The sequence below is a fragment of the Acinetobacter schindleri CIP 107287 genome (genome assembly GCF_000368625.1).
Taxonomy (GTDB): Bacteria; Pseudomonadota; Gammaproteobacteria; order Pseudomonadales; family Moraxellaceae; genus Acinetobacter; species Acinetobacter schindleri.
Window position 1 is genome coordinate 219,567 of record NZ_KB849580.1, and the last position, 21,650, is coordinate 241,216.

Genomic DNA, 21,650 nt, shown 5'->3' on the forward strand with positions numbered 1-21,650 from the left:
CTACTTTTTATTCCCTAACTATTATATGATCGCCTGAGCTTGACGGAGCGCGAGTAATCACTCGCTGAGATCACCAAAATAGCCTTTTAGAGTGCAATTTGATGGTGAGTACCGTTGAACCTGATCAGGTTAAGACCTGCGTAGGAATCAAGCCTCTAAAAACTTAAAGCCCTCTTTCTATCTATAAGATAGATCCGCCTGCGTTTTTGGTCGTGCTTGATTCGTTGATGTCATTCTAAGGATCATTGCCATGAACCAATTAACGAATCTCTCCACTCCCGCAACCGATGCTCATCATGAGCAGGAAGCTCGAGATCTCACCCGTATTTTACCAGCTTCCCGCAAAGTCTATATTCAAGGTTCACGCCCTGATATTCAGGTGCCAATGCGTGAAATCTCACTGACAGATACTCCCACAGGTTTAGGCGGTGAAAAAAATCTACCTTTAATGGTGTATGACACGTCTGGTGCTTATACCGATCCTGCAATCACGATTGACCTGAACAAAGGTCTGCCGCATGTACGCGAAAGCTGGATTGAACAGCGTGGTGATAGCGAAGTACTAGAAGACTTAAGTTCCGAATTTGGTCGCCAGCGCCTACGCGATATCCGTACTGCCAATATCCGCTTTGCGCATATTCAAAAACCCCGTCGTGCCAAACGCGGTCACAATGTCAGCCAGATGCACTATGCCAAGCAAGGCATTATTACACCGGAAATGGAATACATCGCCATTCGTGAAAATCTGCGCCAGCGTGAAGGTGTCGATATGCGCCAGCATGCCGGACAGAACTTTGGTGCGAAAAACCTGACTGAAATCACGCCTGAATTTGTGCGTCAGGAAGTTGCAGCGGGTCGTGCCATTATTCCAGCCAATATCAACCACCCTGAATGCGAACCGATGATCATCGGGCGTAATTTCCTGGTCAAGATTAATGCCAACATCGGTAACTCGGCACTGGGTTCATCCATTGAAGAAGAAGTTTCAAAAATGACCTGGGCGACCCGCTGGGGTGCTGACACGATTATGGATTTGTCTACAGGTCAGAATATTCATGAAACCCGCGAATGGATTATCCGTAACTCCCCTGTGCCAATCGGTACTGTGCCAATTTATCAAGCGCTGGAAAAAGTGAATGGTGTAGCCGAAGACCTGACCTGGGAAATCTTTAAAGATACCCTGATTGAGCAAGCCGAACAGGGCGTGGATTACTTTACGATTCATGCTGGCGTGTTATTACATTATGTCCCACTAACTGCGAACCGTCTAACCGGGATTGTATCCCGTGGTGGTTCAATCATGGCGCAATGGTGTCTGGCCCATCATCAGGAAAACTTCCTGTATACCCATTTCGATGAGATCTGCGAAATCATGAAAGCCTATGACGTCTCGTTCAGTCTGGGAGATGGCCTGCGTCCGGGTTGTATTCAGGATGCCAATGATGAAGCACAATTCTCTGAGTTACGTACTTTAGGTGAACTGACCCATCGTGCCTGGGAGCATGATGTACAGGTGATGATTGAAGGTCCAGGCCATGTGCCAATGCATATGATCAAGGAAAATATGGATCTGCAACTGGAAGTCTGCAAAGAAGCGCCTTTCTATACATTGGGACCACTGACCACCGATATCGCTCCGGGATACGACCATATTACTTCCGCCATTGGTGCCGCGATGATCGGCTGGTATGGCACCGCGATGCTGTGTTATGTGACGCCAAAAGAACATTTGGGTCTGCCAAATAAAAAGGATGTGAAAGACGGTATCATCACCTACAAGATTGCCGCACATGCAGCGGATCTGGCCAAAGGCCATCCGGGTGCACAGGCACGTGACAATGCCCTGTCCAAAGCCCGTTTTGAGTTCCGTTGGGAAGATCAGTTTAACCTGAGTCTGGATCCGGATACGGCGCGCAGCATGCATGATGAGACCATGCCGAAAGAGGCACATAAGTCAGCGCATTTCTGTTCGATGTGCGGTCCGAAATTCTGTTCGATGAAGATCACCCAGAATGTGCGGGATTATGCGAATAATCAGAAAAATGCACAGCAGGCAGCAGAGCTCGATCCAGAGGTTGAAGCAGGTCTTAACAGCATGAAAACCAGCTTCATTGAAAGTGGTCGAAATTTATATCATAAAGTCTAATTCCCACTGAAAATCAGTTGTTTTTGCTAAAAACTCAGATAGGATGAAATAAATATTTTCATCCTTTTCTGATTTATGAAGATTATTCAGCAAGCGTCCTATAACTATAATGATGTCGACCTGCAACAGCGCGAATATCTGTATCAAGGATTCGTGAAAGTCGAAAAAGTGCAGCTGAGTCATCGTCTTTTTGAGAGCAAGGAATATATTCCTCCGATTCAGCGTGAACTGATTGCGCGGCGTCCTGCAGCTGGGGTGCTGATTTATAATGACCAACAACAAAAATTTGCCTTGATCGAGCAGTTCCGTATTGGTGCACTGGATGATACCGATTCCCCATGGCAGCTGGAAATTATCGCCGGGGTTTTAGATGGTGATGAATCTCCAGAGCACTGCATCCGTCGTGAAGCACTGGAAGAATCTGGCTGTGAAATCCAGGAGCTGCAACATCTGTATAGTTTCTATCCTTCAGCGGGTGCCTGCTCTGAACTGTTCCACCTTTATGTGGCTCAGGCAGAACTACCTGAACATGGCGGTGTACATGGCATGCCGGATGAAGGGGAAAATATCCAGCTGCATATTTTTGATTATGCCCACCTTCCAGAATTATTCCGTTATAACCGCCTCAAAAATGCGCCCGTCATTATGGCATTACAGTGGTTACAGCAACATATCTCAACAGCCTATCCAAAGGAGTAGATCAGATGACACAGACCTCTACTCCTGCATCTGAAAAAGTCTGGACGCTCATCCAGATTTCAGACACGCATCTGATGGACCAGCCTGAGCTTGAATTTGCCCGCATGAATCCGGAGCAGAGCTTTTTAGAGGTCGTACACGACATTCAGCAGCGTTTTCCGCATATTGATGCGGTGGTACATACCGGAGATCTGGCCCAGGTTGCAGCAGAATCTACCTATCAACGTTACATACAATTTATGCGGGCGTGGAATGTGCCGCATTATCAGATTCCAGGTAATCATGATGATTATCTCACTATTTTCCCTTTCTATAAAAATAGTGATGAAGCGCATGCGATTAGCTTTGGTTGCTGGACTTTAATTCTGCTCAACAGTGCTGTAAAAGGTCGGGTCGATGGCTGGGTAGAACAAAAACAGCTGGATCAGCTGGAACAGTTATTGCTTGAGCATAGCAAGCAGTATGTGATCGTGGCCTGTCATCATCATCCTTTTGCGATGCAATCACACTGGATTGACCAGCATCGGCTGAAAAATTCGGAAGCATTGAAAGATGTGATTGCACGGCATACCAATGTCAAAATGGTGCTATTTGGACATGTGCATCAGGATTCTGAAAATGAATGGCAGGGCGTGCGCTATCTGTCCACTCCTTCAACCAGTGTACAGTTCAAACCCTTGAGCGAAAATTTTGCCTTAGACCAGGCACAGCCCGGCTATCGCGTATTACAATTAAAAGACAATGGTGAGTACCAGACTTACATTCAAAGGGTGGTTTTAAAGCAAGCTAAAATTAATACTGAAATTTCAGGTTATTAACTTTTCAATTTGTTTTTTTTGCTTTACTTTATTGCTCTTAAAGGAAACGTGATATCTACAATCCCGCCATCAAAGACTATCAAAACGCATAAAAAGTCTATATGATGACGACCCCCATAGGAGGATAATCCTTCTTCAGGGTGGATAAAAATTTGCATATCACCATATTTTTTGCGTAGTTACCTACGCATATGATGAGGAATGCCCTAAATGGCGAATGACAACCAAAATCAAGTCTTAGATGAACAAACTGATGTGGTAGATGAAAAAGCTACAAAACGTGTGCGCAAATCTAAGCCAAAAACGACTGAAGGTGGTTCTACTGCTAGCTTATTTGGTATCGAACCTTATCAACCGAAAAAAAATGAAGAATACATGTCTGAGGGTCAGCTTGAACACTTCCGCCAGATTTTGCTGGCTTGGAAAGCTGAGTTGATGACTGAAGTTGACCGTACGCTGAATACCATGCAAGACGAAAATACGGCACTTCCAGATGTAAACGACCGTGCAACACAAGAAGAAGAATTTGCGATTGAACTACGTACCCGTGATCGTGAACGTAAACTGATCCGCAAAATCGAACAGTCTATCGAAGCAATCAAAAATGATGACTACGGTTTCTGTGAAACTTGTGGTATCGAAATCGGTCTGCGTCGTTTAGAAGCGCGTCCAACTGCGACTTTATGTATTGACTGTAAGACTCTTGCTGAAATCAAAGAGAAGCAAAATAACGGTTAATCGTGACTGTTGAGAATTCCTCAGCCGAGCACAGCTCCCTTGCGGAGCATGCTCCTCATGCGCAGCGGCGAAACGATGTTTCGCTAACTCGCTACTCAGGTCGGTTCGCGCCATCGCCAACCGGCCCTTTACATTTTGGTTCCCTCATTACTGCAGTCGCCAGCTACTGCGATGCCCGTGCCCATCAGGGTCAATGGCTGGTTCGTATTGAAGACACCGATATTCCCCGCATTTATCCCGGTAGTGAAGATCATATTCTTCGTGCCATGGATGCCTTTGGTTTCGATCCCGATGCCGCAATCATTTTTCAAAAAGACCGCCTAGACATTTATGATGCTGTGATTGAACAGCTACGTCAGCAGGGTCTGGTCTATGCCTGCCAATGTACGCGCAAGATGCTCGGTTCCAATCATATCTATCAGGATACCTGCCGTGATTTAGGCTTAGCTTTCGAACATCAGGCGATTCGCTTAAAAGTTGAAGATGTCGAAATCTGTTTTGATGATCCGTTGCAAGGTCATCATTGCTCTAATCTTAAGCATGATCTGGGAGATTTTGTCCTGAAGCGCCGTGATGGCATCATTAACTATCAGCTGGCAGTCGTGGTGGATGATTACCTGCAAGGTATAACTCATGTGGTACGTGGCGCGGACCTGCTGGATAATACCGAACGTCAGATTTATCTGGGCCAATTGCTCGGCTACCCTCGTCTGCAGTATATGCACCTGCCACTCGCAATGAATGATCAGGGTCAGAAACTCTCTAAACAGAATCTGGCGCAAGCACTGGATTTAACTCAGGCGCCGCAATTATTAAAACAGGTACTTAAAGCTTTGCATCAGGCTGAAGTTGAACTGGATACTCCGGAAAAAATGCTGAAACAGGCGGTGGCACAATGGAATATCGAACGGATTCCACACACAACTGAGCTACAAGGCTACTATTTATAAAGGGCTGTTTTGGCTTAAGCTAAAGAAAAATTCAGGTGGAAGTCAGTCTATGTTTTTTATTTTTGGTGTTGGACCGAAAACCAAAGTCATTGAGAAAAGTCAGTTCTTGTGTCCAGTGTGCCGAACCCGAGCCGGTTACGAACTGAGACAGCAGCGTAATTATTTTTCCTTATTCTTTATTCCCTTGATTCCCCTGTCGAAAGCCAAGGATGCTTTTGTGCGCTGTAATCACTGCGGTACGGTCATGCCAAGCACAGTTCTCGACCATGCCCAGCCTGACTCGAACCGTCAGTCTAATCTAGAAGCTTGATTCCTCACGGCTTGGATTACTTTCACGAGTCGTGGCATCAATCTTGAGAATCAGGCTGATCATCATGGCACACATAATCAGCGAAGAACCACCATAACTGATAAATGGCAGGGTCAAACCCTTGGTTGGCAGCATGCCCATGTTCATGCCTGCATTCACCAAAACCTGTAACAGGAAAATAATACTAATGCCATATGCCAGATAACCGGCACGCAGGTAATGGTTTTTCAGGGCACGATGACCAATGCGAATACAGCAGACAATCATGCTGAAAGACAGAATCAGAACGATCGCAATGCCCAGAAAACCGAATTCCTCACCCAGAATTGCCAGCATAAAATCGGTATGCGCTTCAGGTAGGTAAGACATTTTCTGAATACTGTGTCCCAAACCGACACCCGTCCATTCTCCACGACCAAAAGCCATGAGCGCATTGGATAGCTGATAACCCGTACCCAGCGGATCTTCCCAAGGATTCGAGAAAGACAGGAAACGCTGCAGACGATATGGCTCAAAAGCAATTGCAGCGATCAACGCGCCAATAATGACGCCGAAAGCCAGACCAAACTGGTTCCACGGCGCACCCGCCAGGAAGAACACTCCAAGCATGGTTAGCGTGATGACTACGGTTGCCCCCAAGTCCGGCTCAAGCATGACCAACAGGATGGTTGCCCCCATGATGATACTTAAGCGTCCCAAACCGGAAATCTTGTTGCGTACCTCTTCAGCACGGCGCACTACGTAATCTGCAGTGAAGATTGCCATCATTACCTTCGCTACTTCGGAAGCCTGTAAGGTAAAGCCAGCAAGACGAATCCAGCGCTTGGAACCATTGACTTCAGTACCGACCAGCAATACTGCCAATAGCAGCAGAATAGTCACAAACCATAAAAAGAAAGTACTGTTAAACCAGCGATTTAAAGGAATCTTATAAGTAGCATAGGCGACTGCTGCCCCAGCCCCGATCGAGATGGCATGTCGGGTAATGTAGTGAAAGGCATTGCCATTAATTCGTTCTGCATACGGCATCGAAGCCGATGCCACCATGATTGAACCAATACACAGCAAAGCCAATACACAGAAAATCAGCACATTACGTGGATTAACTTCAGCGGGTAACTTGGGTAGCCACTGCTCGTAGATTTGAGTAATTTTATTGATCGCAGTCTGAGCAAACTCAGCCATATCACGAATCCTTGTTGTTCTTAATTAAGTGCGTTGACATACGCAACGAACTGACGGCCACGCTCAGGATAGCCTGAGAACATATCAAAACTTGCACATGCCGGAGACAATAGCACGACATCATGTGGCTGGGTATTGCTCTGGCAGATTTCTACTGCTTCCTGCAGGCTTTCCGCATGCACAAGTGTCGTGGTTCCTTCAATTGCTGCCTCAATGATTGGACGATCTACACCAATCAACACCGCTACCTTCGCGTATTTAGACAATGAATTACGTAAAGCAGTGAAGTCCTGGCCTTTGCCCTCGCCACCAAGAATGATTGCCACTTTCCCACCTTGTGCTTCGATCGCCGCACCTAGACCGTCTAAAGCTGCCAGAGTCGCACCGATGTTGGTACCTTTAGAGTCGTTATAATAACGCACACCATTAACTTCTTTGACAAATTCACAGCGATGCTCCAGCCCTTTGAAGGTTTTTAGTGTTTCCAGCATACTATCTACTGGCAAGCCAATCGCTTCACCTAAAGCCAAACAGGCCAAAGCATTCGCGACATTGTGCGTGCCTTGAATATACATCTCAGAACTTTTCAATAAACGTTCGCGTCCACGCGCTAACCAGATCGTGCCATCCGTGTCACGTAACACGCCGTACTGGTTTATATCAGGTGCATTTAAACCAAAGCTTTGCATTGGCGTTACATCCGGAACCAGTGGACGAGTCAGTGAATCATCGCGGTTATACACCACTTTTTTGACACCCTGGAAAATACGGTGTTTTGCTGTGTGGTAGCCCATCATGTCACCATGACGATCCAGATGGTCTTCGCTCATATTCAGCACGACTGCCACTTCAGCATTCAGATTCGACGTGGTTTCCAGCTGAAAACTTGAAAGCTCTAAAATATAAAGTTCAGGATTATCTTTGGTCAGATCCAGCGCAGGACGGCCAAGGTTGCCACCAACGGCCACTTTCTTACCTGCATCTGCGGCCATCAGGCCAATTAATGTGGTGACGGTACTTTTGGCATTTGAACCGGTAATCGCAACAATGGGTTTATCGGTAGAACGGCGCAGAATCTGGATTTCACTCACTACCGGAATACCTTTGGCAATCGCTGCCTGAATTTCAGGAAGTTTCGGATCAAGCCCCGGACTGATGACGATTTCTTCTGCTGATAGCAATAATTCCTGGTCAAATTTACCAAAGCTGGTTTGTACTTCGGCAGGAATCTGGTCATGCCCCGGTGGATTTGCCCTGGAGTCTGTTACTGCAACGCGGTAGCCCTTGTCATGTAAGAAATTGACTGCTGCAACACCTGAAATTCCAAGTCCTGCAACGACCTTAAGTCCACCACGTTGTATTAACATTTTTGCCTCATGTTCTGGTCTAATTTGAAACTTTTGAAATGTTAGCACTTTGCCGTTTTGAATGCTTTTTCTGTTTCATCTTTCTGCAGATTTTTTTGTATATTGCATAAAAAAGCCATCATAAAAATGATGGCTTTTTCACTTTTAAGTTTGCTAGAAAATTATTTCCATTTCACTGCTTGCTGAGCAGGCTTTTTCTCTGCTGGTTGCTCGGATGCCGGACAGGCACAATTGCCTCCACAACCACTGGCCATCGCAGGTTTTAACCATTTCGCCAGCTTATGCCAGCCTTGGGCTTCACAAGCATTGGACAGCTTCAGGAAGACCGAGCGTGAAGTATTCGGAAATACCTTCTTAAATACCACCACTGCACTCCAAAGCACCAGTGCCGTCACAATCAGAATTTCAATCATTTCAATCTCCCCTTCATTGTACTATTTCAGTCAGTATTAACCGAAATAGTGTGAAGCAATCTGATAAGTCAGGAATGACATGATATATGCCAGACCAAACAGATAAACTGTCATAAAGCCCACAGTTTTCCATGAACCTGTTTCACGTTTTACTGTTGCCAGAGTTGCCAGACAGTGTGGTGCATAGATAAACCAAACTAGTAACGATAAACCGGTTGCCAGTGTCCAGCCTAATTCACCGCCACCGCTAATCAAAGCTGCAAGCCCTTCAGACATCGCATCTTCATCAACTGCTGACAAGGCATAAACTGTACCCAGTGCGGCCACAACCACTTCACGAGCTGCCATTGCTGGAATCAGCGCAATACAGATCTGCCAGTTAAAGCCCAACGGTGCAAAGATTGGCTGGATAAAATGACCAATCATCCCTGCAAAGGAATAATCAATATCTGGTAACGTGGCCCCTTCAGGCGGTTGTGGGAAGGTACACAGGAACCACAGCAGAATCGACAATGCGAAGATGATGCCACCCACACGCTTCAAGAAGATCTTGCCGCGATCCAGCAAACCAATCCAGACGTTCTTGATATCTGGAAAACGATAACTTGGCAGCTCCATTAGCAGCATATGCTCTGATTTGTCTTTGCTGAAAAACTTCAACACAAACGAAACAATCAGCGCACTTAGAATGCCTGCCATATACAGAGCAAACAGCACCAAGCCTTGCAGGTTAAAAATACCCCAGACCGACTGTGATGGAATGAATGCAGCAATCAGCAATGCATATACCGGCAGACGAGCCGAACAGGTCATCAAGGGTGCTACAAAAATTGTGGTCAAACGGTCACGTGGATCACTGATGGTACGTGACGCCATGATGCCCGGAATTGCACAGGCAAAGCTTGACAACAATGGAATGAAGGCACGACCAGAAAGACCGGCTTTGTACATCAATTTATCCAGCAGGAATGCAGCACGTGGCAGATAACCGGATTCTTCCAATACCAAGATAAAGAAGAACAGGATCAGAATCTGTGGCAAGAACACTACAACGCCGCCGGCACCGGCAATAATCCCATCTACGAGCAGACTATTCAGCAAAGGATGGGCAATGTTGTCTCCCACTACCTCACCAAGCCAGCCGAAGAAGGTTTCAATCCCATCCATGAAGGGTGCCGCCCAGGCAAATACCGCCTGGAAGATCACGAACATCATCACCGCCAGGCTAAGCAGACCGAGTACCGGATGCAGGAAAATTTTATCCAGAAAATCGGTGCGCTTGTCTTCCTGATCCACAAAGTTCACCACATCTTTCAGGATACTTTCAACTTTGTGATGACCGTCACCGCTTAAGCCGGTCATTTCAGTCTCTGGAACAGCATATTTTCCCTGATCCAGTGCATTCATCAGGTTTTCAACACCGGACTTGCGCACTGCAACCGTTTCAACGACGGGTACACCTAAACGCTCGGACAATTTCTGGGTATTGATCTGCATCCCACGACGGCGTGCTTCATCCATCATGTTCAGAACGAGTAACACCGGACGGCCGAGCTGGATCATTTCCAGAACCAGACCGAGATGCAGTTTCAGATTGGTGGCATCGACCACACATAGGAATGCATCCTGCTGTTCTTCATCTGCAATTTTGCCCTGTACAACATCACGGGTAATCGCTTCATCCGGACTGGTAGCATCCAGACTATAAGTCCCCGGCAGATCCAGTACACGCACAGCCTTGCCCGATGGCAAAGTAAAGTGACCTACTTTACGTTCTACTGTCACTCCGGCATAGTTGCCGACTTTTTGACGTGTACCTGTTAAATGGTTGAATAATGAGGTTTTACCACAGTTAGGGTTACCGACAAGGGCAATACGTAAGGCATCACTCATGCCGACACTCCAGCTTCAATTTCAATTTTGGCTGCCTCTGACTTACGCAGGGCAAAACGGGTAAAACCGACCTGAATTAAAATCGGATCCCCACCAAAAATACCTTTGGTAATGACCTGCACTTCTGTGCCAGGCACAAAACCCAACGTTTCCAGGCGACTCGCCACGACATCGTGTTGAGCGCCCTCGCCATCAGTAGTTCGATTAACCTTTCGAATGATAGCTGTTTGCTTCACTTTCAAATCCGACAAACGCACCGCGAAAATTCCTAAACTATTTTGTACAGTATACAAACAAATGAGAATAATTAACAAATAAGATTAATTACAAACCGATTTAGCTTATATCACATCGACACTGTAATAAAATTAAACTACATTGGAGAATATCAATACTCATTATCGCTTTTTTAGATCAGATTCTTTCATCCTATGTTGAATAAAAAACCCCGTATTCCCGCTCCTGTCCAGATTCCGGAAAATGCCCAGTTTCTGCACGGTTATCGTGACTATCTGATTGCACAAACCGTAAGTCCTCATACGCGGAATGCCTATTTATCTGATTTAATTCAATGCAATAGTTGCCTAACTAAAGCCTTACCAGAATGGAATCATGATGATGTCTCGGATGTATTGATTGAGCTGACCAAACAGCAAAAAAGTCCACGTTCAATTGCACGCTGTTTGTCCGCCCTGCGCTCATTTTATAAATTCTTGCGTGAACAAAAGCTGAGAAATGACAATCCGGTTGCTGCACACAAGACACCAAAACTGGGACGTGCCCTGCCCAAAGATCTTTCTGAAGCCGATGTTGAAGCACTAATCAATGCACCGGATATCAATACTGCCTTGGGTTTACGTGACCGGGCGATGCTGGAAGTGCTCTATGCCTGTGGATTACGTGTGACAGAACTACTCAACCTGCGACTGGAACTGATTAACCTAAAACAAGGCTATCTGCGTATCGTAGGTAAAGGCAACAAAGAACGATTAGTACCCATGGGGCAGGTCGCCTGCGAATGGATCGAGAAATATCTGAATGAAGCACGTCCGCAATTGTACAAGACAGCAACCGACTATCTGTTCCTGACCCAGCATGGTGGCATCATGAGCCGACAGAATTTCTGGTATGCGATCAAGCGTTATGCACTACAGGCCGGTGTCCAGGCAGAGCTTTCCCCCCATACCTTGCGTCATGCCTTTGCCACCCACCTGTTGAATCATGGTGCAGATCTACGTGTCGTGCAGATGCTGTTGGGACATAGTGACCTGTCGACCACCCAAATTTATACCCACGTGGCACAAGTGCGTATGCAACAGCTGCATGCGTCACATCATCCACGGGCCTGAACCTGAACTGACAACGTGTACAGAGAAGTTCAACCTGCAAACTATTTTTTTGTTATGCTAGGCATCTATTTTTATCTAAGAACAAAAAGGGTTATCCATGACATTTGCCCGCTCCAGTCTGTTTATCGCATGTATGCTTGCTGCAGGTTTCAGTCTTACTGCTTGCTCCAACTCTAATCAAAACGATAAAAAGTCAGATACTTTAACTGCAAGTGCACCAGCGACGGGTGAAGCATCTACCGTATCAGAACGTAATGCTCAGCAACGCCTGATCTCAACCCTGGAAGGTCACTTCAAAAAGGCTGGTATTAAGGCAAAAATCACTGGCGTTAAAACCACTGAAGTACCCAATCTGTTCTGGGTCAGCTTGGAAGGCATGTCGTCTGTCTATGCGACCAGTGATGGTAAATATATCATTCAGGGTGATGTGATCCGCCTGGGTGACAAACAGCTGTATAATGTCAGCGAAACCCTGCAATCCGATGTAAACAAGAAAATCTTTGCAGCACTAAAAGCCGAAGACCTGTTGATTTACCCTGCCAAAGGCAACAAAGCCAAGCATATTATCTATGTCTTTACCGATGTTAGCTGCCCGTACTGCCATAAATTCCACGAACAGATGGATGAGATGAACAATAAAGGCATTGAGGTACGTTATATCGCATGGCCACGTGGTGAGCAGCATATGCCAGCCATGGAAGCAATCTGGTGTAGTGCCGACCGTCGTGCTGCCTTTGATACCGCTATTGCCGGTGGATCAATTACACCAGCAACCTGTCAAAATCCTGTGAAAGATCAATATCAAATGGGTCTGAATATCGGTGTGAACGGTACCCCGGGTGTCTATAGTTCAGAGGGTGTTTACCTGGGCGGATACATGTCGACCGCTGAACTTTTGGACCGTCTTAAATAACTCATTTTAATAAGTTATTTTACTTTATGTTATACATAAAGATATTCTGAGATCACCCTAGAGTCAGCGCGTTTTTTTAGCTATGATTTAGGCTCTCGTAAAAAACTGTTTATATTTGGAGTGTGACGTGAAACCAGTTCGTCTGGCAATCCTCGGTCTTGGTACTGTGGGTGGTGGTGCCCTTAAACTATTAAAACAAAATGCTGCTGAGATTAAACGTCGCACCGGTCGTGAAATTCAAATTACTTATGTGGGTACCCGTCGTCCGCGTCCTGACCTGGAACTTGATGACAGCATCAAGCAAAGTGCTGACCTGCTAGAGATCGTACGTCAGCCAGATGTTGATGTTGTGGTTGAAGTGATGGGTGGTATTCATCCTGCCTATGAAGTCATTAAAGAAGCCATCCTGCATGGCAAACAGGTTGTGACTGCGAACAAGGCTTTGCTCGCTGAACACGGTAATGAACTGTTCAAACTTGCTGATGACAACGCTGTGCAAATTGCTTACGAGGCAGCGGTGGCAGGTGGTATCCCGATTATTAAAGTCATGCGTGAAGGCTTGGCTGCCAACAAAATTGATTGGCTGGCGGGCATCATTAACGGTACAGGTAACTTCATCCTGACTGAAATGCGTGACAAAGGCCGTGCCTTTGAAGATGTACTGAAAGAAGCACAAGAACTGGGTTATGCTGAAGCAGATCCAACTTTTGACGTTGAAGGTATCGATGCCGCACATAAACTAACGCTACTTGCATCGATTGCATTTGGTATTCCGCTTCAATTTGACAAAGTCTTTACCGAAGGCATCAGCAAAATCACGGCACAAGATGTAAAATATGCTGAAGACTTAGGTTTCCGTATTAAACACCTTGGTATTGCTCGTCGTACAGAAACAGGGATTGAACTTCGTGTTCACCCGACCCTGATTCCTGAGGAGCAACTGATTGCCAATGTAAATGGCGTGAAAAATGCAGTCTTGGTACAAGCCAATGCCGTTGGTCCTACACTGTACTATGGTGCCGGCGCTGGTGCTGGTCCTACAGCATCTGCTGTAGTTGCTGACGTGGTAGATATCGTGCGTGACATCTCTTACACTGAAGATGGCGCAGGTACCATTCCACAACTGGCTTTTGAAAGCTTAAGCGACTTGCCAATTCTTCCTCGTGAAGAAATGACCACAGGCTACTACATCCGTATTAACGCTGAAGATCAAACCGGCGTTCTTGCAGAAGTGACCTCTATTCTGAGCCGTAACGGCATTAGTATCGATGCCATCATGCAGCAGTCTCGCTTAAAAGACCTTATTCCTATCGTGATCCTGACTGATCCAGTTAAGGAAGCGAAAATGGATGAAGCGTTAAAGCAAATTCAAGCTCTTCCTGTCATTCATGGCGAAATTGTGCGAATTCGTTTAGAATCGCTTGATAATTAATCGGGTTGAGGGGTTTACGCTCCTCACCAAGCTCTACACACAATTGGAACATCATCATGTCGAATGCCAATCGTTATACTGGTTTAGTTGACCGCTATCGCGACCGTTTACCAGTGTCTGCAACTACCCCTGCTGTTTCTCTAGGCGAAGGTAATACACCACTGATTAAGCTTGCGAATATTCCGCGCATTATTGGCAAAAATGTTGAAATTTATGTGAAGTACGAGGGCTTAAACCCGACTGGTTCATTTAAAGACCGTGGTATGACCATGGCGGTGACCAAAGCCGCTGAAGAAGGCTCAAAAGCCATTATCTGTGCCTCTACAGGTAACACCTCTGCTGCTGCGGCTGCCTATGCTGCACGTGCAGGCATGAAAGCATTTGTGTTAATTCCTGAAGGCAAAATTGCCATGGGTAAAATGGCACAAGCGATGATGTATGGCGCAATCACCATGCAAATCCGCGGTAACTTCGATGACGGTATGCGTCTGGTGAAAGAAATCGCGGATAAAGCTCCGGTGACGATCGTGAACTCAATCAATCCATACCGTTTGCAAGGTCAAAAAACCATTGCTTACGAAATCGTAGATGAGCTGGGCCGTGCGCCTGACTACCACTGCCTACCTGTCGGTAATGCAGGTAACATCACTGCACACTGGATGGGTTATACCGAAGCCGTTGCCAACCAACCTGCTGATGAGTTTGAGCAAGTGGTTTATGACCCTGCAACTGATGCGTTCACTGGTCCTAAACCTGAAGGCCTTCCGACAATGGTCGGTTACCAGGCGGCTGGTGCTGCACCGTTCCTACGTGGTGCGCCAGTAGAAAACCCTGAAACTGTGGCAACTGCAATCCGTATTGGTAATCCACAAAGCTGGAACCATGCCAAAGCTGTGGTTCGTGATTCTCAAGGTTGGTTCGACGAACTGACTGATGCTGAAATTCTTGAAGCACAACGTCTACTTTCCATGTACGAAGGTGTATTCGTAGAACCTGCTTCTGCAGCGTCTATCGGCGGTGCAATTCGTGACATTAAAGCTGGCAAGATTGCTGAAGGCTCAGTAATTGTTTGTACTGTGACAGGTAACGGTCTGAAAGATCCCGATACTGCAATCAAACAATGTTCTGATGCAGTAATGCTATCGATCGATGCAACATTGGATCAAGTACGCGATTCTATTCTGTCTAATATGTAAGAGACAGAATCAAAAAGCCCTGCATCTGCAGGGCTTTTTTATGACTTAAATATTTTATAAAAGCTTAAACACGCTGTTTCGGCAAACTAGACACCCAAGTCATGAGACGTGTTGCATCATTGGTACGTGCAGCAGATGAATCTGCTCCAAGCAACACTACGACTACTGGACGGTTATTTAAGGTGGTATGCATCACTACACAACGTCCAGCTTCATTGATGAAACCGGTTTTAGAAATATTAATGTTCCAGCCACCATTACGTACCAGCGCATTGGTGTTATTCGATTTCAACACACGGTAACCCAAGTTAAAGTCATAACTTGCTGTGGTTGAGAACTGTCGGATCAAGCCGTATTGCGAAGCGGTGTTTACCAGAATCCCCAAGTCTCTTGCAGATGACTTATTGCCCGGATGCAATCCGGTAGATTCCAGAAATTTACTTGAATTCATACCCAATGCTTTGGCTTTACTATTCATGGCAGAAATAAAAGCACTACGACCACCTGGATAGGTACGTGCCAACGCTGCTGCAGCCGGGTTTTCAGATTTCATCAGTGCAAACAATAAAGCTTCAGCACGATTCATCGTGTCTCCGACACGTAACGTCGAGCTTGAACTCTTACAACCTGAACATGAAAAATCACCCTGTTGTAGTGTGATTTTTTCATTCATGTTTAAACGTGCATCAGAGATCACCACTGCTGTCATCAGCTTGGTAATCGATGCAATCGGCACTGCTGTATTACTGTTCTTGCTATACAGCACTTCACCGGTCTGCGCGTCCATTACCAGCGCTGAACGCGCATTGACAGATGGCTGCGTGCCATAGGTCTTGGTATCCAGAATCTGTACAGTTTTGGCAGGTTCTTGTACTGCTTGACCATTCTGACTACGGATGGTCGTGGTGACTGTCGTAGAGCCAAGCGGAGAAGGCTCATCATCGGCATCCGATCCATCACTCAAGAACTGGTTGGCCTGTTCAGAAGACCAGCTCAGGCTAGACTGAGGGGCCGCTGCTGACGAATTCATGATAATTTCAGCAAAACTCGTCGTCGTACTCATGCTGACTGCCAGCGACAGACCCAGTACATGCATCAAAGACTTATGTGTTTTCTTCACTATTCCTTCACCCAACTTACGAGGTAAGATTGATTTGCGTATTACCTCTAATATGGCTTACATTACATTTACCACAATGCAGAACAATTATTGATCTCTACACTGCGTGATACAGTTCAATATGACATGTCTGTAGGATTGCTAATTTTGTAGTTTCATTGCAAGCTTATTTTGCGTTGTGTAACAAAAAAAATGATTTTTTTCATCTGAGGGAGAGTATACGTGATCACAGTTTTAGTTGTAGATGACCATGAATTGGTGCGTACTGGCATCTGTAGAATGCTTGAAGACCACACTGATGTTCAGGTCATTGGACAAGCTGAATCTGGTGAAGAAGCAATTACTCTGGTGCGTCAGCATCATCCGAATGTAGTGCTCCTGGATGTGAATATGCCGGGCATTGGTGGTGTTGAAACCACGCGTCGACTGCTACAGACAGCCCCAGATACGAAAGTTGTCGCTGTCAGCGGCCTTGCTGAAGAACCTTATCCATCGCTGTTACTCAAAGCAGGTGCCAAAGGCTATATCACCAAAGGTGCACCTGTTACCGAGATGGTACGTGCTATTAATAAAGTCATGCAGGGCGGCAAATACTTTAGTGCAGATATTGCCGAGCAATTAGCGAGTTCTTATTTATCTGACACACAGCAATCTCCATTTGACTCCCTGTCCGAACGCGAAATGCAAGTTGCTATGATGGTTGTCAACTGCATTAGTGCCCAGGAAATTGCGGATAAACTTTTTGTGAGTGTTAAGACTGTAAATACCTACCGTTACCGTATTTTTGAAAAACTTAATATCGACAGCGATGTGAAACTGACCCATCTAGCAATGCGCTATGGTCTGATTAAACCTTAATTGTTTCATGCTCTCTATTTAATAAAACTTAAAAAAACAAAAAAGGTTCTATGTCGCAGCGATCTTCTTATTCAGAGCTTAACCAATATTTGCTGGGCACCTGGTATGCGGCATACCGCCTGATCATCAGTACTGGTTTACTGCTGATTTTCGTGCTCACTTATCCTGAACACACCAGCGATTTAGAATATCCCAAGCTGTACCATTATGTACTGAGTAGCTTCATTGCTATCGCCTTGATCCAGCTTTTTGTTCTGAAGTATTTTAAGAAATTTGTTCAGCAACAGCTGACCGGTATTTTTATTGTCGATGTCTGTGCACTCAGCCTGCTGACCTTGGCCACGAATGGCACCAATCTACAGCTCAGTATGCTATTCGTGATTACTATCTTTGCCGCTTCCATTTTACTGAATGCACAAAAAGCGCTGGTGATTACCTTGATTGCGGTCATCAGTGTGATTTACCAGCATTTCATCACCAGCCTGTTTACCCTTTCCTCTCTGGGTAATATCGGCAATAGCGCCATACTGGCTTTCATGTTTTTTGTGGTCTATGGCATCGGGCAAATTGCAGTCCGACGTTTCCAGATCTTGGAAAATGTCAATTTTTCCCAGTCCATGGAACTTTATCGTCTACAAAATATTAACCGTTATATTCTGGAACAGATTGAAACTGGTTATCTGGTCCTCGATGAAAACTGTCATGTGGTGCTGAGTAATCCTGCTGCCTGCCATTTGCTTGGCATCCAGCAAATGTATGCACATGACACGTTTCCATTGTACCAGTCACAACCAGATCTGTTTGAGCTGATCCGCTTTGAAGATCTGGAAAATGGCGAACGCTTTCAGTTTGAATCCCAGCAGAGCCGTTTCAATATTCACGTTCAGGTACAAAAACTGATTGTACCGCATCAAACTTTAATGTTGCTGGTGCTACAAGATGCGCGAAAACTTAATCAACAAGTTCAGCAATTAAAACTGGCGGCACTCGGGCAACTTTCTGCCAGTATTGCCCATGAGATTCGTAATCCGCTTGCAGCGATTGTTCAAGCCAATGATCTGTTACCTGGTTGTGAACAGGACCAGCAGCAGGTGTTGCATGGCATGATCAGCAAGCAGGCAACACGAATCAACCGGATTATTGAAGACACGCTGAATATGGTGAAGAATAAAGAGACTCATCCAGTATCTATTCAGCTGAATGAATTTATTCCACAATGTATCCATGAGGATTTGGCTGATATTGCTGATCAGATTAAGTTGAATATTGATATGCGACTGGATATCCAGTTTGATGAAGCCCAGCTACGTCAAGTATTGGTCAATTTATTGCGTAATGCCGTGCGGCATAACGATCCAGCCGTAGGCTATGTAGAATTAAAAGTTCATCCTTATGAACATAAAGTCTGGATTGATGTACGGGATTTTGGTCAGGGTGTTGCGCCTGCCGATCAGAGTCTGCTGTTTAAGCCATTTTTCAGCACTTCAATTAATGGTACAGGACTAGGGCTATATTTATCCCACAGTTTCTGTGAGGCCAATCAGGCCCAGCTGAATTATATACAACAAGAACAGGGTGCCTGCTTCCGGATTAGCTGCCAGCGCATCACTGTTTAATTTTTAAATTTAAGGGGAAAGAGTGTGGAACAACAACCACTGGTACTATTGGTCGATGATGAAGAAGATCTCTGTACGCTCATGCAGATGTCGCTTATGCGTATGGGAATTCGCACGCATATCGCCCATCGTCTGGAGGATGCTAAAAAACGCTTGGCAGATCATCAGTATGACGCTTGCCTTACGGACTTGAATCTGCCTGATGGCAATGGCTTGCAGTTACTGGAATTTATCAGTGAGCATCATCCTTCCCTACCGGTTGCTGTGTTAACTGCCTATGGCAATATGGATATTGCTATTGCTGCACTCAAGGCAGGTGCCTTTGACTTTGTCAGTAAGCCGATTAATCAGAAACATCTGGAACAGTTACTGCAAAAAGCACTAAATAAGCCAGTAGATTACCAATCCAATCAGCAAGATACCCTAGAATATAAAATGCTGATTGGCCAGTCCAAGCCGATTCAGCAATTACGTACTACCTTGCATAAAATTGCCCGCTCTCAAGCCCCTGTATTTATCACCGGTGAATCTGGAACTGGAAAGGAAGTAGTGGCAAATCTGGTCCATCGCCTCAGTAACCGGAGTGAAGGACCCTTTATTGCCATTAACTGTGGCGCAATTCCAGCTGAACTGATGGAAAGTGAGCTGTTCGGGCACAAGAAAGGCAGCTTTACTGGCGCCATGCAGGACAAACAGGGGCTGATCCAGTCTGCGCATGGCGGCAGTTTATTTCTGGATGAAATCGCAGAACTTCCACTTAGTATGCAGGTCAAACTGCTACGTGCAGTACAGGAAAAACGGATTCGCCCTTTAGGTTCAGATATCGAAATTGATGTGGATTTTCGCGTCATCAGCGCCAGTCATCAGGACCTGGAAGCACAGGTACAGCAAGGTAAATTCCGTCAGGATTTATTCTTCCGCATTCATGTGATGGATCTGGTGTTGCCACCATTACGTGAGCGTGGTAATGACATTCTGCTGCTGGCTGAACACTTTATTCAGAAGATCTGTCAGGAATGGCAAATCCCTGTGAAACGCCTGACTGAACGTAGCAAAGAGCAGTTACTGACTCAATACTATCCAGGAAATGTCCGGGAATTGCGTAATATCATCGAGCGAGCAATTACCCTCAGCGATGAAGACACAATTGATATCCAGCATTTGCAAGCTGCACCTTTACGCCAGAGTTTTGTGACTTCCGAAATCACATCGAATATAGCATCCGAGTCGAGTAACACTACTGACACTTTTATCGTACCGAAAAAACTGCCTGAAGAAGGTCTTGAACTGTATATGGAGAAAATCGAGAAAGAAATTTTGCTAAATGCATTGAATCTGACTCACTGGAACCGTACGCTTGCCGCAAAAAAGTTGGGCATGTCTTTCCGCTCGCTGCGTTATCGTCTGAAGAAATTTGGGCTCGATACCGATGAAGAAGAATGATTGATGAGGGGGCTATGCTCCCTTCATTATTTTTGTAAAAGCAATAATTCAGTGATGTGATCCAGATAACTTTCTTCCCTCATCTCAACGCCAAGCGGATAACTGAGGTGAGGCTGCACACCAAGACCCTCAATACGCTGACCACTGGGGCTGAAATATTGCGATACCGTCATCTGTAATGCAGCCCCATTGCTAAGAGGAAACAGTTTCTGCACTACACCTTTACCATAGCTTTTTTCACCGACCACCCAGGCACGGTTATGCTCTTTCAAAGCAGCGGTAAAGACTTCAGCTGCCGAGGCAGAACGGTTATTAATCAAAATTCCAATTTTCAGATTCTGAAATTCAAATCCAGGTAAAGCCTGAAACTGCTGATCCCCTTCTGCCCGGCTTTTGGTTGAGACAATAATGCCCTGATTCAGGAATAGATCCGCAGACTCTACCGCTGCCGAAAGCAGGCCACCCGGATTATTACGCAGGTCAAATAACACGGCTTTTAAACGTTGACTGGAATAGCTGTCAATAATTCGTTTAATTTCGTTGGCTGTGTCCTGCTGGAAGACCTTTACTTGCAAGACCAGCACCTGATTATTATGCAGGGTCGATTTAATCTCGGTATCTACTTTGATATTACGAACCAGCGTCACCGGCGTACTTTGCGCAGAAAGCTGAATGCTTAAAGTAGAGCCTATCGCGCCACTGAGCAAATCCCGAACCTGCTCGCGCTTCAGCGTATTTAAGATCTGATCATCAATCTTGTAAACTGTCACGCCATTACGCAGCCCCTGCTTGGCAGAGTCGGCATCTGGACTGAGTCCCTGTACCATCCACTGCTTCAATTGCGGATTAAACTGCAGGTCAAAATCGATACTGGCTAGATCGCCTTCGGTATATTGACGGAGCTGTTTGAAGTCTTCTGGAGAAAGATAACGGGAATAGCGGTCTAAACCACCGACCAGACCACGAATTGCCTGTTGGAATAATGCATCGTCATTTTTATCTTGAATATAATTATCTTTGACAATGCCATAAATCTGCACAAATTCCTGAATCGAAGAAACCGGAATTTCGCTATAGGTTTGCTGGTCCATGACCATATCATCGAGTACCGGACCCTGGGAACCAGCACTCCATGCCGAATGGCTCAAACACATCAGTAAGCTTGCGAGTACAACTGACTTCTGCTGTGATTTTGCCATTCTTT

The 21,650-nt window shown here is 45.7% G+C and carries 20 protein-coding genes and 1 riboswitch; of the genes, 13 read left to right on the forward strand and 7 right to left on the reverse strand.

Features of this window, described 5'->3' with window-relative positions:
* Positions 1-33 precede the first annotated feature (33 nt).
* Positions 34-164: riboswitch (TPP riboswitch) on the forward strand.
* 86 nt (positions 165-250) lie between these two features.
* From thiC to F955_RS15005, 6 genes are all read left to right on the forward strand, one after another.
* Positions 251-2,146 (forward strand): phosphomethylpyrimidine synthase ThiC, encoded by a 1,896-nt coding sequence (thiC, locus tag F955_RS14980; protein ID WP_004896364.1) that lies wholly within the window; start codon positions 251-253, stop codon positions 2,144-2,146.
* A gap of 75 nt (positions 2,147-2,221) precedes the next feature.
* Positions 2,222-2,845, forward strand: a complete 624-nt coding sequence (locus F955_RS14985; RefSeq protein ID WP_004896367.1) for an NUDIX domain-containing protein — start codon at positions 2,222-2,224, stop codon at positions 2,843-2,845.
* A 5-nt stretch (positions 2,846-2,850) separates the two neighbouring features.
* On the forward strand, positions 2,851-3,663 hold the full coding sequence (gene cpdA / locus F955_RS14990; protein ID WP_004896369.1) for a 3',5'-cyclic-AMP phosphodiesterase: 813 nt from the start codon (positions 2,851-2,853) through the stop codon (positions 3,661-3,663).
* A gap of 210 nt (positions 3,664-3,873) precedes the next feature.
* Positions 3,874-4,401 carry an RNA polymerase-binding protein DksA gene (dksA, locus tag F955_RS14995; RefSeq protein ID WP_004810113.1) on the forward strand — a complete coding sequence of 176 codons (528 nt, stop codon included), beginning with the start codon at positions 3,874-3,876 and terminating at the stop codon, positions 4,399-4,401.
* A gap of 2 nt (positions 4,402-4,403) precedes the next feature.
* Entirely contained in the window at positions 4,404-5,351 is a 948-nt protein-coding gene (gene gluQRS / locus F955_RS15000; RefSeq protein WP_004896370.1) for a tRNA glutamyl-Q(34) synthetase GluQRS, read from the forward strand.
* Between the two features lie 49 nt (positions 5,352-5,400).
* Positions 5,401-5,661 (forward strand): zinc ribbon domain-containing protein, encoded by a 261-nt coding sequence (locus F955_RS15005; RefSeq protein WP_004896373.1) that lies wholly within the window; start codon positions 5,401-5,403, stop codon positions 5,659-5,661.
* On the opposite strand, the gene ftsW is transcribed toward F955_RS15005, so the two are convergent.
* From ftsW to F955_RS15030, 5 genes are all read right to left on the reverse strand, one after another.
* Positions 5,650-6,846 carry a putative lipid II flippase FtsW gene (gene ftsW / locus F955_RS15010; RefSeq protein WP_004810120.1) on the reverse strand — a complete coding sequence of 399 codons (1,197 nt, stop codon included), beginning with the start codon at positions 6,844-6,846 and terminating at the stop codon, positions 5,650-5,652. The genes F955_RS15005 and ftsW overlap by 12 nt on opposite strands.
* A gap of 20 nt (positions 6,847-6,866) precedes the next feature.
* Positions 6,867-8,213: a UDP-N-acetylmuramoyl-L-alanine--D-glutamate ligase gene (murD, locus tag F955_RS15015; protein ID WP_004896375.1), complete on the reverse strand. Its 1,347-nt coding sequence runs from the start codon at positions 8,211-8,213 to the stop codon at positions 6,867-6,869.
* 161 nt (positions 8,214-8,374) lie between these two features.
* A complete protein-coding gene (locus tag F955_RS15020) occupies positions 8,375-8,626 on the reverse strand; it encodes a DUF6587 family protein (RefSeq protein WP_004896377.1) in 252 nt (83 codons plus the stop codon).
* 36 nt (positions 8,627-8,662) lie between these two features.
* On the reverse strand, positions 8,663-10,519 hold the full coding sequence (gene feoB / locus F955_RS15025; RefSeq protein ID WP_004896379.1) for a ferrous iron transporter B: 1,857 nt from the start codon (positions 10,517-10,519) through the stop codon (positions 8,663-8,665).
* Complete coding sequence (locus F955_RS15030; RefSeq protein ID WP_004810128.1) at positions 10,516-10,776, reverse strand: FeoA family protein; 261 nt, start codon at positions 10,774-10,776, stop codon at positions 10,516-10,518. Before F955_RS15030 ends, feoB begins: the two co-directional genes overlap by 4 nt.
* A gap of 174 nt (positions 10,777-10,950) precedes the next feature.
* Here F955_RS15030 and xerD point away from each other — a divergent pair, with 174 nt between their 5' ends.
* From xerD to thrC, 4 genes are all read left to right on the forward strand, one after another.
* On the forward strand, positions 10,951-11,868 hold the full coding sequence (gene xerD, locus F955_RS15035; protein ID WP_004896382.1) for a site-specific tyrosine recombinase XerD: 918 nt from the start codon (positions 10,951-10,953) through the stop codon (positions 11,866-11,868).
* A gap of 97 nt (positions 11,869-11,965) precedes the next feature.
* The gene (locus tag F955_RS15040) at positions 11,966-12,781 is read left to right on the forward strand and encodes a DsbC family protein (RefSeq protein ID WP_004896384.1); all 816 of its coding nucleotides are present in this window, start codon (positions 11,966-11,968) and stop codon (positions 12,779-12,781) included.
* 127 nt (positions 12,782-12,908) lie between these two features.
* Positions 12,909-14,213, forward strand: coding sequence for a homoserine dehydrogenase (locus tag F955_RS15045; RefSeq protein ID WP_004810134.1), 1,305 nt, complete (start codon positions 12,909-12,911; stop codon positions 14,211-14,213).
* A 56-nt stretch (positions 14,214-14,269) separates the two neighbouring features.
* Positions 14,270-15,409 carry a threonine synthase gene (gene thrC, locus F955_RS15050; protein ID WP_004896386.1) on the forward strand — a complete coding sequence of 380 codons (1,140 nt, stop codon included), beginning with the start codon at positions 14,270-14,272 and terminating at the stop codon, positions 15,407-15,409.
* 64 nt (positions 15,410-15,473) lie between these two features.
* Here thrC and F955_RS15055 read toward each other — a convergent pair whose 3' ends face one another.
* The gene (locus tag F955_RS15055; protein ID WP_026056747.1) at positions 15,474-16,529 is read right to left on the reverse strand and encodes a serine hydrolase; all 1,056 of its coding nucleotides are present in this window, start codon (positions 16,527-16,529) and stop codon (positions 15,474-15,476) included.
* A gap of 222 nt (positions 16,530-16,751) precedes the next feature.
* Here F955_RS15055 and gacA point away from each other — a divergent pair, with 222 nt between their 5' ends.
* From gacA to F955_RS15070, 3 genes are all read left to right on the forward strand, one after another.
* Positions 16,752-17,387 (forward strand): response regulator transcription factor GacA, encoded by a 636-nt coding sequence (gacA, locus tag F955_RS15060; RefSeq protein WP_004896390.1) that lies wholly within the window; start codon positions 16,752-16,754, stop codon positions 17,385-17,387.
* Positions 17,388-17,437: 50 nt separating this feature from the next.
* Positions 17,438-19,003: a two-component system sensor histidine kinase NtrB gene (locus tag F955_RS15065; RefSeq protein ID WP_004896392.1), complete on the forward strand. Its 1,566-nt coding sequence runs from the start codon at positions 17,438-17,440 to the stop codon at positions 19,001-19,003.
* A gap of 81 nt (positions 19,004-19,084) precedes the next feature.
* Positions 19,085-20,446, forward strand: coding sequence for a sigma-54-dependent transcriptional regulator (locus F955_RS15070; protein ID WP_249297716.1), 1,362 nt, complete (start codon positions 19,085-19,087; stop codon positions 20,444-20,446).
* A gap of 26 nt (positions 20,447-20,472) precedes the next feature.
* On the opposite strand, the gene F955_RS15075 is transcribed toward F955_RS15070, so the two are convergent.
* Positions 20,473-21,645 carry a S41 family peptidase gene (locus F955_RS15075; protein ID WP_004810144.1) on the reverse strand — a complete coding sequence of 391 codons (1,173 nt, stop codon included), beginning with the start codon at positions 21,643-21,645 and terminating at the stop codon, positions 20,473-20,475.
* Between the last annotated feature and the right edge of the window lie 5 nt (positions 21,646-21,650).